This window comes from Spirosoma luteolum (genome assembly GCF_054778875.1).
This window is the reverse complement of sequence record NZ_BAAGZE010000005.1, coordinates 174,945-190,430: the sequence shown is the minus strand read 5'-3', so window position 1 is coordinate 190,430 and position 15,486 is coordinate 174,945. Positions and strand designations below refer to the sequence as shown.

10 protein-coding genes are annotated in these 15,486 nt (G+C 60.9%); 6 read left to right on the top strand and 4 right to left on the bottom strand.

Going from position 1 to position 15,486, the window contains the following annotated elements; all coding sequences use genetic code 11:
- Positions 1-7 precede the first annotated feature (7 nt).
- The 6 genes from ACYVAC_RS08470 to ACYVAC_RS08445 all read left to right on the top strand — a co-directional run bounded on the left by ACYVAC_RS08470 (position 8) and on the right by ACYVAC_RS08445 (position 10,071).
- Entirely contained in the window at positions 8-1,099 is a 1,092-nt protein-coding gene (locus ACYVAC_RS08470) for a FecR family protein (protein WP_461097181.1), read from the top strand.
- A 106-nt stretch (positions 1,100-1,205) separates the two neighbouring features.
- Positions 1,206-4,595 (top strand): TonB-dependent receptor, encoded by a 3,390-nt coding sequence (locus ACYVAC_RS08465; protein ID WP_461097180.1) that lies wholly within the window; start codon positions 1,206-1,208, stop codon positions 4,593-4,595.
- A gap of 108 nt (positions 4,596-4,703) precedes the next feature.
- Entirely contained in the window at positions 4,704-6,326 is a 1,623-nt protein-coding gene (locus tag ACYVAC_RS08460; RefSeq protein WP_461097179.1) for a RagB/SusD family nutrient uptake outer membrane protein, read from the top strand.
- Between the two features lie 78 nt (positions 6,327-6,404).
- Positions 6,405-8,240 (top strand): hypothetical protein, encoded by a 1,836-nt coding sequence (locus tag ACYVAC_RS08455; RefSeq protein WP_461097178.1) that lies wholly within the window; start codon positions 6,405-6,407, stop codon positions 8,238-8,240.
- A 101-nt stretch (positions 8,241-8,341) separates the two neighbouring features.
- Entirely contained in the window at positions 8,342-8,791 is a 450-nt protein-coding gene (locus tag ACYVAC_RS08450) for a DUF4890 domain-containing protein (protein ID WP_461097177.1), read from the top strand.
- 101 nt (positions 8,792-8,892) lie between these two features.
- Positions 8,893-10,071, top strand: coding sequence for an MFS transporter (locus tag ACYVAC_RS08445; protein WP_461097176.1), 1,179 nt, complete (start codon positions 8,893-8,895; stop codon positions 10,069-10,071).
- On the opposite strand, the gene ACYVAC_RS08440 is transcribed toward ACYVAC_RS08445, so the two are convergent.
- The 4 genes from ACYVAC_RS08440 to ACYVAC_RS08425 are packed head-to-tail and all read right to left on the bottom strand — an operon-like array spanning position 10,068 to position 15,480.
- Positions 10,068-10,649: a chemotaxis protein CheB gene (locus tag ACYVAC_RS08440; RefSeq protein WP_461097175.1), complete on the bottom strand. Its 582-nt coding sequence runs from the start codon at positions 10,647-10,649 to the stop codon at positions 10,068-10,070. The two genes, ACYVAC_RS08445 and ACYVAC_RS08440, sit on opposite strands and share 4 nt — an antisense overlap.
- The gene (locus ACYVAC_RS08435) at positions 10,631-11,440 is read right to left on the bottom strand and encodes a CheR family methyltransferase (RefSeq protein ID WP_461097174.1); all 810 of its coding nucleotides are present in this window, start codon (positions 11,438-11,440) and stop codon (positions 10,631-10,633) included. Before ACYVAC_RS08435 ends, ACYVAC_RS08440 begins: the two co-directional genes overlap by 19 nt.
- Positions 11,441-11,450: 10 nt before the next feature.
- Positions 11,451-11,816 (bottom strand): response regulator, encoded by a 366-nt coding sequence (locus ACYVAC_RS08430; protein WP_461097173.1) that lies wholly within the window; start codon positions 11,814-11,816, stop codon positions 11,451-11,453.
- Between the two features lie 52 nt (positions 11,817-11,868).
- Positions 11,869-15,480 carry a response regulator gene (locus tag ACYVAC_RS08425; protein ID WP_461097172.1) on the bottom strand — a complete coding sequence of 1,204 codons (3,612 nt, stop codon included), beginning with the start codon at positions 15,478-15,480 and terminating at the stop codon, positions 11,869-11,871.
- Between the last annotated feature and the right edge of the window lie 6 nt (positions 15,481-15,486).

Here is a 15,486-nt window from a genome sequence, read left to right as displayed (position 1 = left end):
CACCCCAATGAATCCCAATTACCAGGCATTTACGGTCGAAGAGTTTGCGCAGGACGAGCAGTTTCGCCAATGGGTGCTGCACCAGAACCCCCAGAGCGAAGCGTTCTGGTCGGCCTGGCTGCTCGATCATCCTGACGCAGCCGGCCGGATCCAGCTGGCCCGGGCCTTTCTGTATGCCCTCGAGGAGCGCGACCTGCGCGTATCGCCCGATGAGCTGGCCCAGCTGTCGGCGTCGATTGTCGGCGCGGCCCCCCCATCGACCCGTCTGCGCTGGCCGTGGCCTGTGTATCTGAAAGTGGCTTCGGTACTGCTGGTGCTGGGGCTCGGCCTTGGCCTGACCCTGTACTGGAGCCGCCCGGCCGATACGGCCCGCCTGGCCGAAGTGAGTCCGGTATTGCTCAGCAAGGGTACCGACGTACGCAACGACGGAGACACGCCCCAGCGGCTTACCCTGCCCGATGGCAGCATGGTAACGCTCGATCCGGGCAGCCGGCTGCGGGCGCCGAAGCAGTTTGCGGCCACCCAGCGCGAAGTATATCTGGTGGGGCAGGCGTTTTTCGAGATCAGGCGCAACCCGCGCCAGCCCTTCTGGGTGCATACCGACCGGCTGTCGACGCAGGTGCTGGGCACCTCGTTTCGGGTTACCACCGAGGGCGAAGCACCCCGGGTAGAAGTGCGCACGGGCCGCGTGTCGGTCTATACCCGCCACGACATCCAGCTGGCGCGCCAGTACCAGCAGAAAGAACCGGTCGGGGTGGTGCTGACGGCCAACCAGCAGGTAACGCTGATGGATCGGGAGTCGCGGCTGGTGAAGTCGGTGGTGCAGCAGCCAGTGCTGTTGCGGCCCCAGACCCCCGCGGCCAGCGACTTCGATGAGGTACCCATTGGCCGCGTGTTCGACCAGCTCGAAGCGGCTTATGGGCTGCCCATTCTGTACGACCCGGCCACGGTTCAGCACTGCTATATCACGGCGCGGTTTACCGATGAGTCGCTGTTCGACCGGCTCAATCTGATCTGCCGGATTTCGCGGGCCAGCTACGAGATCGTTGACGGGCAGATTATTATTCACAGCCTGGGATGTGATGATCTGTTGAATTAATTGGTGCTGGTTGGGTAGCCGGGTTAATTATTTATAAAAATAAGTCTACATTTTTGAGTATCGGCTCGAAGCGGCCGCCATCTGTGAGTAAATAACCGTTTGACTCATGGATAAACGCTACCGAACGTACCTCTCTCTTACCCGGCTCATGACCCTATCCGTTACGCAATTGCTGCTTGCGGGCCTGCTGGTGAGCACTTCCTGGGCCCGCCCGGCCATCGGGCAGGAGATTCTTGACCAGCGCGTGCTGCTCAAGGGCGGCCAGACCAACCTCAGGCAGGCACTGACCCAGCTTGAGAAAAGTGTCAATGTACGCTTTGTCTACAACCCGCGCGAAATTCAGGCGGGCCAGCGCATCACCCTGACGCCCCGTACCGAAACGCTCAAGGAAGCCCTCGGCGACCTGCTGACCCCCCTGCGCATCGATTACGAAGTATCGGGGAAACAGATTGCCCTGTTCCGGCAGGCCGCCGGCAACCGGGCGCTGGCCGATGAAACCACCGACCCGGCAGGGGCTACCGAATCGACGGTTGCTGCGGCCGACCGCTCCGTGACGGGGCGCATCACGGATGGCACCACGGCGGCCGGCCTGCCCGGCGTGAGTGTGGTGCTGAAAGGCACCCGCCTGGGAACCGTGACCGACGGTGAGGGCCGCTACCGGCTCACCATTCCGACGCAGTACGACAACGGATCGGCTACCCTCGTTTTCTCGTTTATCGGTTACCTCACCCAGGAAGTGGCCGTGGGCAACCGCAGCACGGTCGATCTGGCGCTGGGCGTCGACAACAAAACGCTGAATGAAGTGGTGGTGGTGGGCTACGGTACGCAGTCGCGGAAGAACCTGACGAGCGCCATCAGCACCATCAAGCCCGACGAGCTGAACCGGGGCGCCATCAGCGACGTGGGCCAGCTGCTGCAGGGTAAGGTGCCGGGCCTGAACATTTCGGCCAACGGCGACCCCAACGCGCCGGCCGCCATTGTGCTGCGCGGAGCCTCGACCATCAATTCCTCGCAGGGGCCGTTCTACGTGATCGACGGGGTGCCCGGCGCCGATATTTCAATTATCGCGCCCGACGATATTGCCTCGATCGACGTGCTGAAAGATGCCGCGGCTACGGCCATCTACGGCAACCGGGCCGCCAACGGGGTCATTATGGTGACCACCAAGCGCGGCAAGGCGGGGCAGATGCAGGTGAGCTACAGCGGCTACGTCGGTATCGAAAACGTATCGAGCAAGCTGAAGATGATGGATGCCGGCCAGCTGCGCGATTTTCTGAGCCGCAACAACCAGTCGCTGTCGCCTATCGACGACAAGGGCGCCAACACCAACTGGCAGGATGCCGTTGAGAAACAGTCGGCGTTTTCGCACAACCACAACCTGAGCATTGCCGGCGGCACCGAGCGCAGTACCTACAGCGCCAGCATCAACTACCTCGACAAGCAGGGTATTCTGCTGGGCAGCTCGCTGAGCCGGGTAATTGCCCGGCTGGCGGTCGACCAGAGCGCGCTGAACGATCGCGTTCGGTTCAGCCTCAACGTCACCAACTCCAACAGCAACGCCAACAACACGCCCCTGCGCAACAACGTGTTGATGCAGATGATCAATCACCTGCCCGTATCGCCGGTTACCAACCCCGACGGCAGTTACTTCGAGAATTTCCAGAACACGGGTTATTTCAACCCCGTGGCCATGATCAACAACGCGCAGGACAACACGCGCTACAACAACCTGGTTGGTTCATTCAATACCCACGTAACGCTTCCTTTCGACCTGACCTACGATCTCAATCTGTCGTACCAGAACAACACGTCGCTGCACGGCGAGTTTTACGGTAGCTACTACACCCAGTACAACAGCGCCAACTTCTACAACAACCCCGATCCACCGGCCGTACACAGCATTCTGAACTTCGGCGTGAACGGATCGGCCCTGCGGAACACCTACCAGAGCACCCGCAAAGTACTCGAAACGTTCATGACCTGGAACCGGCAGTTTGGCGACCACGGCCTCAACGCCGTACTGGGGTATTCGTACCAGGGGTCGGTTTCGGGCGATGGCTTCCAGTCGTCGACGACCAACTTCCCCGTCGACAACATCGGCTACAGCAACTTTGCCCTCAGCAACCCCTATTCGATTTCGTCGTACCGGGTCAACTTCGGCGCCGACGGTATCTATCAGGAAACGAAGCTGATCTCCGATTTTGCCCGTCTGAACTACAACTACAAAGACCGCTACCTGGTACAGGGGTCGATCCGGCGCGATGGCAGCTCGGTATTCGGCACCAACAACCAGTGGGGCTATTTTCCGGCCGTCGGGGTGGCCTGGCGCGTGAGCCAGGAAGGCTTCATGGAGAAACAGTCGGTGTTCAACGACCTGAAACTGCGGGCCAGCTATGGCGTCACCGGCAACTCGTCCGGCTTCAATGCCTACACGGCGCAGTTTATTTCGGGTAGCCGCGGTACCTATTACTACAACGGTACGCAGATAGCGGCCCTCGGCCCCACGCAGGCGGCCAACCCCGACCTGCGCTGGGAACGCACAGCCACGGCCAACGTCGGTATTGACTTTGCGCTGCTGAAAGGCCGGCTGAGCGGTACCCTCGAGGTGTATGACAAGAAAACCACCGGCATGATCTATTCGTACCGGGTCAACCCGGTGCTGGTGCCGGTCGGCAGCATCATTGCCAACGGGGGCGACATGAGCAACCGGGGTATCGAGCTGAGTCTGAGTGCTACGCCCGTACAGCGGGGTAATTTCAGCTGGTCGACGGGGCTGAACCTGGCCCACAACGTCAACGTGATCAACAGCCTGACCAACCCGCTCTTCGTTGGGGGCGACTCGGTGCGGATCACGCAGCCCGAGGGGGGCGGCCAGACCGGTAGCACCCTGCAGATTCTGAAAGCCGGCAAACCCCTGGGCCAGTTCTTCACGCTCGAGTATGCCGGCAAAAACGAGAAAGGTGTGTCGCAGTATTACGACCGGAGCGGGAAGCTGACCACCACGCCCGTGATCGGTGCCGATTACAAGTACCTGGGCAGCCCGCAGCCCAAGCTGCTGGTTGGCTGGACCAACACGCTGCGGTACGGCAATCTCGATCTGAACGTGTTTTTCCGGGGTGTGTTCGGCAACAAGATTTTCAACGCCACCCGGGCCGACCTGTTCCGGCCGAGTACCGCCCAGTTTACCAACATTCTGGTCGAAGCGGGGAACGAGTCGTCGGCCGATGTCAACTCGTACAAGTATTCGAGCCGATTCATCGAAGACGGCAGCTACGTCCGGCTCGACAACGCTACGCTGGGGTATAACTTCAGGAAGCTGGGCGATTACGTGAAGGCGGTGCGGGTATATGCTTCCGTCAACAATGCCTTCGTGATCACCAACTACAAAGGCATCGACCCCGAGATCAACCAGGGGGGTATTGCGCCGGGCGTAGATGCCAACAACTTCTACCCCAAAACCCGGACCATTCTGTTGGGTGTAAACGTGTCATTCTAAATCAGTTGCTGGTTTCCGGGATTCGGTTGTCCTGTCCGACCGTGTCGGGCCGACAACCGAACGGGAGCACCTGCCCAACCCGCGAATCCAGCCTACGAGCCGATAACTATGAAACATCTAGCCATTCCCAGCGCGTTTCTGCTGCTGATTATGTACCTCACCACGGCCTGTCACGATATCGACGTGCCGATCACTACCTCGCTGACGCCCGACGTGTTTCCGCAAACGAGCGCCCAGTTCATTCAGGCGTCGGGGCCACCCTACGCGGCACTGCGGGGCAACTTCTCGCTCGACTACTGGTTCATGCAGTCGCTTTCAACCGACGAAGCCATCATGCCGGCGCGCGGAGGCAACTGGTACGACAACCAGAACTACCGGATGCTGCACTACCACGACTGGACCAAAGACCACGGCAATACCAACGGGGCCTGGTACTGGCTCTCTACCGTGATCGGCACCACCAACCAGGCCATTTCAATTCTGGGGCAGACCATTCCGGCCACCTCGCCCGACAAGCCGGGTAATCTGGCCGAGCTTCGGATGGTGCGCGCCCTGGCGTATTTCATGATGATGGACCTGTACGGAAACATCCCCATCGACACGACCTACGGCGATTTTACACCCCACCCGAATCTGCCCCGGGCGCAGGTGTTCAAGTTTATCGAGACGGAAGTGAAAACGGTGCTGCCTAGTCTGACCCGTACCACGGGGCAGCTGACCTACGGCCGGGCCACCAAATACCTGGCCTATTCGCTGCTGGCCAAGATGTACCTGAATGCCGAGTACTACACCGGCACCCCACGCTATAACGAAGCCGTGGTGGCCTGCGACAGTGTGATCAACTCCGGTAAGTATGCGCTGGAACCCCGCAGCACCTACCTGCAGCAGTTCTACCCCAACAACGGGCCGCAGATGCGGGAGTTTATCTTCGCCATCCCCTACGATCCGGCGGCTGGCGGACTGCCCGGCACCAACGGGTTTATGTACCACGCCCGCTACGACGTGCCCCGGTCGGCTACCAAGAAATTCGGGCTGCCCTTCACGCCCAGCGCGCCCCGCAGCACCCTGCCCGAGTTCTACGCCAACTTCACCAAAGACGCCGGCGATATCCGCAACGGGCAGTGGCTTACAGGGCCCCAGTTTATGAGCGATGGCACTACGCCCCTGACCGTAACGACGACCAAGAAAGGGTATGACCAGTTTTATACCGGCAGCGACGGGTCGACGCCCTATACCTACCAGGTTACGCTGACGCCCGACATCAAACTGCGGCAGGATGTGGCTACTTTTGACGTGGGCAACGATGAGATCGCCTGGAACATGGGCTATCGCAACATCAAGTTCTACCCCGACAACAGCTCGACCTCGCGAAACCAGAACAACGACGTGCCGGTGTTTCGCTATGCCGACATCATTCTGATGAAAGCCGAGGCTTTACTGCGGGGGGCTACACCCACGCTCGGACACACGGCCCTGTCGCTGGTGAATCAGCTGCGGGCCAACCGCACCACGGCGGCTGCTCTGGGCAGCGTTACGCTCGAAGACCTGTATGCCGAGCGCTGCCGGGAGTTCGCGTCCGAAACCTGGCACCGCAACGACATGATCCGGTTCGGCAAGTACGAAGGGAAATGGGGCTTCAAAACGGATGCCGATGTAAACCACCGCATCTTCCCGATTCCGACGTCGGCGTTCACGGTCAACCCGGCGCTGACGCAGAACCCGGGTTACTAGCCTGACCTGCATTACACGGCGCCCCCGGCCCGGCCTTGTCGACTCGGCCGGGCCGGGGGCTTGTTTATAGTTACACGTATGCATACCTGTTCGCGAAAAACGTTTCTGCACCAATGCCTGGCCCTGGGGGCCCTGGGCTATCTGTCTCCGCTGGTGAGTCACGCCAGCCATCCGGGCCGGCCGGCCGCCACACTCGACTGGCCGGCCGTGGTAGCCGCCAATACCGCCGAGGTGGCCGAACTGCTGAAAAATCCGCCGGCTGCGCAGGGGGTTGTCCGGCGCCGGCTGGGCTACGATCTGGCCAATCTGGCGGCCGCCTACGCTACCCCCGAATCGCCCTACGCGGGGCAGGCGGCCCTGCTGCCACCCATGCAGGCCATTGTGGCCCTGCTGCTCAGCAATCAACACCCCGACGGTACACTCGACATCGGCAATCTGGCTTCTCCGCCCGATACGGCCTTTATTCTGGAACCCCTGTGCAGCGGGGCCACCATACTCGGCCGGCTGTCGACGCCCGCGCTGGCGCCCCTCAAGGCCGATCTGAAGCGGTTTATCGAGCGGGCGGGCGAGGGGCTCCGTACGGGCGGGGTACACACACCCAACCACCGCTGGGTAGTATCGGCGGCCCTGGCGCGGGTCAACGCGCTGTATCCCCGGCCGGGCTACGTAGCCCGGATTCGGGAGTGGCTGGATGAAGTGATCTATCAGGATCGCGATGGGGCTTACCTGGAACGGAGTATGACCTACTCCGCCGTGATCGACCACTCGCTGCTGACCCTGGCCCGGCTGTTGCCCATGCCGTCGCTGCTGACCTACGTCCGCAAAAACCTCGATCTGGTGTACTACCTTTCGGAGCCCAACGGCGAACTGGTATCGACGGGCTCGCGCCGGCAGGATCAGTACAGGGACGTAACGGGACTGGCTCCCAAAGCCCCTGCCACAGCCCGGCCGCAGGATCTCTACAGCAGCCAGAACCTGCTGGCGTTTTACCACGTTTTTCTGTACCTCGCCATTCGGGACACTAACCCGACTTACGCGGCCATTGCCCGATTTGCCGAAGGGATCGATGGATTCGATACGCTGATTGGGCGCGATCTGCTCAGCGTGTGTGCCGAAGAGCCCCTGTTTCGGCAACCGGCGCCGGCCCCTAAAGCTCCCCCGGTGCGGTTTACCAAACTGTTTGCCCAGACCAATCTCGTCCGGATCCGGCGCGACGCCCGCACCACAACCCTGTTTGGTGGGGCCGACTTTCCGATCATCATCGCGTCGGGCCGGTCGAACAGCCCCAACTTTTTGGGCTACCGCAACGGCGCGGCTGTACTGCACTACCTGCGGCTCTCGACCGATTTTTTCAGCACGGGCTATTTCCACAGCCAGGGCATCCGGGCGGTGGGATCGGGCTATCAGCTGGAACAGGTCATCGAAGCGCCTTATTACCAGCCGCTGCCGAAAGCCTACCGCCGGGCCGATGGCGACTACCGCCTGTCGCCCAGCACCGACGGCCGGTTCTGGAACAAAATGGATTTCAGTCACCGGCCCGTCAGCAACCTGAAACGGATGGTCGTTCAGGTAGTGGTTCAGCCGCTCGACACGGGCAATCAGCTCACCATTCGGGTCGATGGGGCAAAAGGTGTGCGGATTACGCTGGAGTTTTGTTTCGGGCGGGGCGGTACCGTGTCGGGGCTGCGCCCGGTAGAGGGGCAGGCCGATACCTACTGGCTGGAAGCCGACGGCGGCACCTACCAGGCCGGCAGCGATACCATTCGGCTGGGACCAGGTGTGGTGCAGCATGCGAAAATCAGCGGACTGGAAGGGGAGGCCTACAGCTCCCACTTCGGCAGCCTCCGCACCGAGGGCATCCACGTCTACAGCACCGGCCTGACGCCCTTCGCCCACACGCTGACGATCGGCTAGGGCCTGCAGAGAGCCGCCAACGGTCGGGATTAAGTTGTGGTTAAGGGTTAAACCTTCGGGGGCTACTACCGTCTTATACCCAACTGAAACAACCCCGAATTATGAACAAGTCATTTGTTTTGGGCGGGCTGATGCTTGCTCTCTTCGCCGTTCCGGCTCTGGCGCAGCAGCCGGCCACGCAAACCCAGAACCCCACGGCTCAGACCGGCCGCATGGGCCGCCGGGGCGATTATAAGGCCGCTGACCCGGCCACCCGCGCCCGCCGGATGACCGACCGGCTGACGAAGGAACTGAGTCTCGATCAGGCTACCGCGCAGAAAGTGTATGCCGCAGCCCTCGAACGGGCACAGGCGATCGACGGGCTACAGGCGAACGCGACCGACCGGCGGGCACAGGCCAAACAGCTCAAAGCCAATGCCGACCAGTTTCAGGCGAAGCTAAAGACCATCCTGACGCCCGACCAGTTCGCCAAATTTGAGTCGATGCGCAGCGAGATGCGCCACGGCCGCGGCAAAAACCGGCCGGCCCACGCTGGTGCCGATCAACGCTAGGCTGTCGCCCTGTCGTTTCTAGGCATCCCCCCGTCGATCTGGCGATCGGCGGGGGTTATTTTTTGTGGGGGCGGTTGGGGCGGGGCGCTGTATCTTTGGCCATGCCCACCTCGCTTCAACCGTCACTGCGTTTGCCCATCATCGTGCTGGCGCAGTTTGCCGGCACTTCGCTCTGGTTTGCCGGCAACGCCATCCTGCCCGACCTGCAGCCGCTACTCCACGCGCCCGGCCTGCAGAGCTGGATTACCTCGGCCGTGCAGGCCGGCTTCATTGCCGGCACCCTCGTGTATGCTCTGCTGACCATTCCCGACCGCTTTCCGGCTACGCGGGTTTTTCTGGTGTCGGTCGCGCTGGCGGCTCTGGCCAACTGTCTGTGGCTGTGGGGACCGGTGCAGGCCGGCCCGGTGCTGTTGAGTCGGTTCCTGACGGGCTTCTTTCTGGCGGGGGTGTATCCCGTCGGCATGAAGCTGGCGGCCGACTGGTTTCGGCCGGTGCTGGGGCGGGCTATGGGGTTTCTGGTGGGGGCGCTGGTGCTGGGAACGGCGTTTCCGCATCTGCTGCGCGGCCTCGGCACCAGTCTGCCTTACCGTTCGCTGATGCTGTCGGTAAGCGGGCTGGCGCTGGCGGGTGGGGTGCTGCTGGTCCTGCTGGTGCCGTCGAAACCGGTGCCCGACACCCGCGCCCGCTTTCAGGCGCACGCCCTGCGTACGCTCTGGCAGCCATCGGGGTTTCGGCCCGCCATGCTCGGCTATTTCGGGCACATGTGGGAGCTGTACACGTTTTGGGCCTTTCTGCCGATGCTGCTGACCCGCTACGCCAGCCGGCATCCCGATCAGTCCATCAACGTGTCGCTCTGGGCCTTTATGACCATTGGGGCGGGGGCTGTGGGGTGTGTGCTGGGCGGGTTCGGGGCGCTGCGCGTGGGCAGCCGGCGGGTGGCGCGGGGGCTGCTGCTGACGTCGGGGGCCTGCCTCGTGCTGGTGCCCTGGCTGCTGGATGTTTCCCCGCCGGTATTCGGGCTGTTTCTGCTGGTATGGGGCGCGGCAGCCGCCGGCGATTCCCCCCAGTTTTCGACACTGGTGGCCCAGCATGCCCCATTGGCCAGCCGGGGCAGTACGCTGACTTACGTGACGAGCGTTGGTTTTCTGCTCACCGTTCTGTCTATTCAGGGCATGGCGTGGCTGGTAGCGCAGACAGGTCCGTCGGCCTGGGTGTTCTACGCCCTGCTACCGGGGCCAATACTGGGTGTCTGGGCCGTCGGGCGGTCCGGCGCCGACTAAACCGGGCGGATCAGCTCGGCAATGATCTCGTCGATGCTCACCACCCGGTCGACTACCTGCTGCCGGATGGCCTGTTGCGGCATGAAGCCCACCTGAGCCGATTCGGGCTGCTGCGCCAGGGTGAGGCCACCCCGCTGCCGAATCATGGCCAGTCCTCTGGTGCCGTCGGCGTTGGCGCCCGAGAGCAGAATGCCCGTCAGGGCCGGCCCGTAGACGGCTGCGGCCGATTCAAAGGTGACGTCGATGGAAGGCCGGCTGTAATTGACTTTTTCCGAATCGTCGAGCGAGAACGTATGATCGGTTTCAACCAGGAGGTGATAGTCGGCGGGGGCGAGGTAGATATGACCCGCTTCGACGGGATCCTTGTCGTCGACTTCGTTGACCGGTACGGCCGAGCGCATCGTGAACAGGCTGGCCAGCGTCGAGTCGGCCGTGTTGCGCCGGTGTACCACAATGATCAGGGTGCAGGGGAGTGGGGCCGGCAGGGCGGGTAACACCTGTAGCAGCACTTCGATACTACCCGTTGAGCCGCCAATGACCACCACCCGGCGGGGCGAGCTTAGCCGATTTTCCGCCATATCTTTTCGGTAGCGAGTTGTTTATAGGTTAGCTGCAGCGACGAGAACTTCAGGGTTTCCTTAGAACCCAGCGCCAGATAGCCCAGGGGACCCAGGCTGCTGTCGAACAGGTTGAGTACCCGCTCCTGCAGTTCCTTGTCGAAGTAAATCAGGACGTTACGGCACAGGATCAGGTCGAACTCGTTGAAGGAGCGATCGGAAACGAGGTTGTGGGTCGAAAAGACCATGCGCTCGCTCAGGTCGTCGCTGAACTTGACGTGGCCGTACTGAGCGGTGTAATAGCCCGAAAAATCGGCCCGGCCACCCGAGAGCAGGTAATTTTCGGAGTACTGCTTCATGGGGCCGAGTGGAAAAATACCTTTGCGGGCCTGTTCCAGCACTTCGGTGTTCAGATCGGTGGCATAGAGCAGTGCCCTGGTCAGCAGGCCCGCTTCTTTGAGCAGAATAGCCATCGAAAATACCTCTTCGCCGGTCGAGCAGCCAGCGTGCCAGATTCGGATAAAGGGTTTGGCCTGGAGCATGGTCAGCACGTCGGTGCGCAGCATCCGGTAAAAAAGCGGGTCGCGGAACATCTCGGTTACATTGACCGTGATCCCCTCCACAAACCGTTTCAGGTAATCGGTATCGGTCCGAACCCGGTAGCGCAGCTCGGCAAAACTCGGAAACTTGTCGAGACTCCACAGCCGGTTGACGCGCCGGGTCAGCGAGGCCCGCGAATAATGCGTGAAATCATAGCCATGAACATCCAGCAAGTCGGTCAGCAGCAACGCCAGCTCCTGTTCATTGATCATACGGGTGTACTCAGATAGTCGACAGGAGTTGAAACAGCCTGTCGACGTCGATTGGTTTAGCAATATAATCGGTGGCGCCGGCCTGCAGGCAGCGTTCGCGGTCGCCCACCATGGCCTGCGCCGTTACGGCAAAGATAGGCGTGTCGGCATAGCCGGGCAGCCCGCGCAGTACCGGTATGGCCTCGTAGCCGTCCATGTCGGGCATCATCATATCGAGCAGAATGGCATCGGCCTGCGGCCCTGTCTGGAGCAGGGCCAGGGCCTCGGCTGCGCTCTGGCACGACGCACAGCTGTAGGCCCGCGACTTGAGCAGGGCTTTCAGAGCGAAAATATTGCGGGGATCATCGTCGACAATCAGCAGGTGTTTGGCAGCCATAAGAGCGGTTTCCGGTTGTATAGAGAGAGAAGAGTGCGTGGGGTGGCTGCGGTCAGGCGCGGTCGTAGAGCCAGACCCGCAGCAGCGAAATCAGCTGATCGATGTCGACGGGTTTGGTGATGTAGTCCGACGCGCCGGCCTGAATGCATTTTTCGCGGTCGCCAGTCATGGCCTTGGCCGTTACGGCAATAACCGGCAGTTGCCGGAAACGGGGCTGCTCCCTGATTTTGCGGGCGGTTTCGTAGCCGTCCATCTGGGGCATCATCATATCGAGCAGCACCACGTCGATGGCGGGGTTTTCATGGAGTTTCTGCATGGCCTCCTTGCCGTCGAGGGCCGCAATGATGGTCATGTCGTACTGCTCCAGGGCTTTGGAGAGCGAGAAAATATTCCGCACGTCGTCGTCGGCCACCAGGACCGTCTTATTGGCCAGCACCTGACTCAGCTCGCCCAGCTTACGGGGTGCATCGGGCGTAAGGGGCTGCTGCCGGTTCTCCTCGACCAGGTGCAGAAACAGCGATACCTCGTCGAGCATGCGCTGGTAGGAGTGGGCCGTTTTAACGATAATCGAGTCGGCGTATTTCTTGATCTTCATCTCCTCCGACATCGACAGGCTTTTGCCGGTGAAGATAATAATGGGCAGGTTTTCGAGTCCGGGGTTTTTCTTGGCCTCTTCGAGTATGGCGTAGGCCTTGGCGTCGGGCACCCCCATATCCAGAATCACGCAGTCGACTTCCTCGCGTTTCAGCGCGTCGAGCCCTTCGCTCATGTCGCTGCGCAGCTCCGAGTTGATGTTGAAGCTCTCCAGGAAATAGGCCAGTGCTTTGGCATGGCGCGGGTTATCTTCAATGATGAGCACCTTTTTGGTGTCCCGGTTCAAGACATACTCGATCTTCTTGAAAACGTCCTGCATCTGCTCGAAAGCCATCGGTTTATCGACAAAGTCGATGGCCCCTTTCAGCATGCTTTCGTTTTTAAGTTTCAGCGACGACATAATGTGCACCGGAATGGGGCGTGTTTTGGGGTTGGCCTTCAGCGCATCCATCACTTCCCAGCCGCTCATGACGGGCAGCTGCACATCGAGCAGGATACCCGTTGGCCGGAAGTGTTCGGCCAGACGCAGCCCTTCGTCGCCCCGGACAGCCACCAGCCCCTTGTAGCCTTTCTTGCGGGCATAGTCGAGCAGGGCCTTCGCAAAATGGGCGTCGTCTTCCACGATCAGAATGGTTCGGTCATTGGCGACGATCGTATCGCGATCGTCGGGAATAGCATCGGGAATAACCGGGCTGATGTATTTATCGCGGATCGCCGGGGCGGGTGCGGGCGCTTGCGCAACCGGTACAACCGGGGGGGCAGGCGTAGGCGTGGGTTGTGGCTGACCGGCCGGGCTGGCCGTCACGGGCAGGTGAACGGTAAATTCGCTGCCCTGACCCACCTGACTGACCAGGCTGATTTCACCCCCCAGAATCCGGGCCAGCTCACGGCTGATCGATAGGCCCAGGCCCGTGCCGCCGTATTTCCGTTTGGTCGATCCGTCGGCCTGCTGAAACGCTTCGAAAACCAGCGCCTGCTTGTCGGCCGGAATGCCGATGCCGGTGTCTTTAACGCTGAACCGAAGCATATCGGTCGGGATGGTCTGCCGGCTGATGGTAAGGGTGATGCTGCCCGACACCGTAAATTTCAGGGCGTTGGAAATCAGGTTTTTGAGGACCTGGCCCAGCCGTACTTTGTCGGTTTCGAGGGTAGCCGGCACGTCGGGCTGCACATCGATCACAAAGTCGAGGCCTTTTTCTTTGGCCATCAGCCCAAACAGTCCCTGCAGCTCGGCGGTGATCTCCTGAATCGATACCGACAGGTATTCGAGCGTCATTTGCCCGGCTTCGATTTTCGAAAGGTCCAGAATCTCGTCGATCAGGCCGAGCAGCCCATTGCCCGAGGCCTGAATGACGGTGGCATATTCGACCTGATCGGTGGTCAGGTTAGCCTCGTTGTTCTCGGCCAGCAGGCGGCTCAGCAGCAGAATGGAGTTGAGGGGGGTGCGCAGCTCATGCGACATGTTGGCCAGGAACTCCGATTTGTAGCGCGTGCTCAGCTCCAGTTCATCGGCCTTTTTCTGAATCTCATCGTTTTTCTCTTCGAGCAGCAGGCCCCGCTCTTCCAGCTCGGCGTTGGTTTGCTGCAGTTCTTCCTGCTGCACCCGCAGTTCCTCCTCGGAGGCCTGCAGCCGCTGCGCCTGCATTTCGAGTTCGGTATTCAGGTTCTCCAGTTCCGAATGCTGCGACTGCAGCTCTTCCGACTGGGCCTGGGTTTCTTCGAGCAGGTGCTGCAGCCGCACGTAGTCGAGGGCTGCGTTGATGCCGATTGCCATGGCTTCGCGGTTGGTGTTGAGCAGCTCCAGGGCGTGGGCATCGGGCGTACGCAGCAGGCCCAGCTCCAGTACGCCCAGGCATTGCCCTTCGTGCAGCAGCGGCACCAGCACCAGCGCCGTGGGAATTGTCTCGCCCAGCGACGAGCTGATGCGGTTGGTGTAATCGGGCGGCAGGGTATCGATAACCAGCACGTTTTGTTGGGCAATGGCCTGGCCAATCAAACCCTGACCGGCGTAAACGACCGGTGGCGCCTGCCGGACGGCATACTGACCAGCCAGCTTATAGCGGTCGTCGATATCGAGGAGGTAGAGGGTGCCCAGTGGCGCACGCAGGTATTCGGCAATGGCCGTGATGAGCTGCTCGCCCAGCGTCATGGCGTTGCGCTGCCCCCGGATGGCATCGCTGATATGCACCGAGCCGGTTTTTATCCAGTCGACGTTGGCCAGATCGGTAAAGGTGTGTTCGAGCGATTCGGCCAGGTGATTGATGGCCCGGGCAATGCGGCCCAGCTCATCGTCGCGGCTATCGGTTACCCGCACGGCATATTCGCCATTGGCGAGGTGCCCGGCGGTATCTTCCATCTGCCTGATGCGCTCGGTGGTTTCACGGTACCGGGCTTCGGCCGCCAGCTGCTGCACCAGCCGCTCGTCGAGGTCGCGTTTGATGCGGAAATAAGCGAAAGCCGTAATCAGAATCGAAATCAGGGCCGCGAGCAGCAGCAGAAACGGCGTGTAGGTAATGTAGGTTTGCTGGGCAGCCTCACGGGTTCTGAGCCGGTGCGTTTCTTCGGCTTTGATATGGTTGATAACCGTCCGCAAACTGTCCATGATGACTTTGCCCTTCCGCATCTCGGCGTTACGCTCCAGAATCGGTACCGAATATTCGCCCGTTCGTTTAGCCAGGTCGATAACCCGCTGCATCTGCACAAACTTGGCCTCGTACAGCCGCTCTACTTCGGCCAGATTACGCTGCTGGGTCGGATTGTCGAGCGTAAGTTCCGAGATCCGGCGAAAGCTGATCTGGGTTTTCTGGTATGCGCCGTTGAAGGGCTGCAGAAACGTGGGGTCGAGGGTTACCAGAAACCCGCGCTGCCCGGTTTCGGCATCTTTCATAAACGAGATAATGTTCTCGGCCTCGATCAGTACCTCGTTGGTGTGGTTAACTTGTTTCGAACTGCTGATCAGGTTCTGAATGCTGTAGAATGAAGCAATCAGGCTGATCACCAGCAGGGCGGTCGATACCGTAAAAACGGTTCGGAGCTGCGTAATGACCGATTGGGTAGACTGTTTGGGCATAGCTTG

Coding starts and splice junctions, on each gene's coding strand:
- ACYVAC_RS08470 (WP_461097181.1), top strand. CDS start 8: ATGAATCCCAATTACCAGGCATTTACGGTCGAAGAGTTTGCGCAGGAC.
- ACYVAC_RS08465 (WP_461097180.1), top strand. CDS start 1,206: ATGGATAAACGCTACCGAACGTACCTCTCTCTTACCCGGCTCATGACC.
- ACYVAC_RS08460 (WP_461097179.1), top strand. CDS start 4,704: ATGAAACATCTAGCCATTCCCAGCGCGTTTCTGCTGCTGATTATGTAC.
- ACYVAC_RS08455 (WP_461097178.1), top strand. CDS start 6,405: ATGCATACCTGTTCGCGAAAAACGTTTCTGCACCAATGCCTGGCCCTG.
- ACYVAC_RS08450 (WP_461097177.1), top strand. CDS start 8,342: ATGAACAAGTCATTTGTTTTGGGCGGGCTGATGCTTGCTCTCTTCGCC.
- ACYVAC_RS08445 (WP_461097176.1), top strand. CDS start 8,893: ATGCCCACCTCGCTTCAACCGTCACTGCGTTTGCCCATCATCGTGCTG.
- ACYVAC_RS08440 (WP_461097175.1), bottom strand. CDS start 10,649: ATGGCGGAAAATCGGCTAAGCTCGCCCCGCCGGGTGGTGGTCATTGGC.
- ACYVAC_RS08435 (WP_461097174.1), bottom strand. CDS start 11,440: ATGATCAATGAACAGGAGCTGGCGTTGCTGCTGACCGACTTGCTGGAT.
- ACYVAC_RS08430 (WP_461097173.1), bottom strand. CDS start 11,816: ATGGCTGCCAAACACCTGCTGATTGTCGACGATGATCCCCGCAATATT.
- ACYVAC_RS08425 (WP_461097172.1), bottom strand. CDS start 15,480: ATGCCCAAACAGTCTACCCAATCGGTCATTACGCAGCTCCGAACCGTT.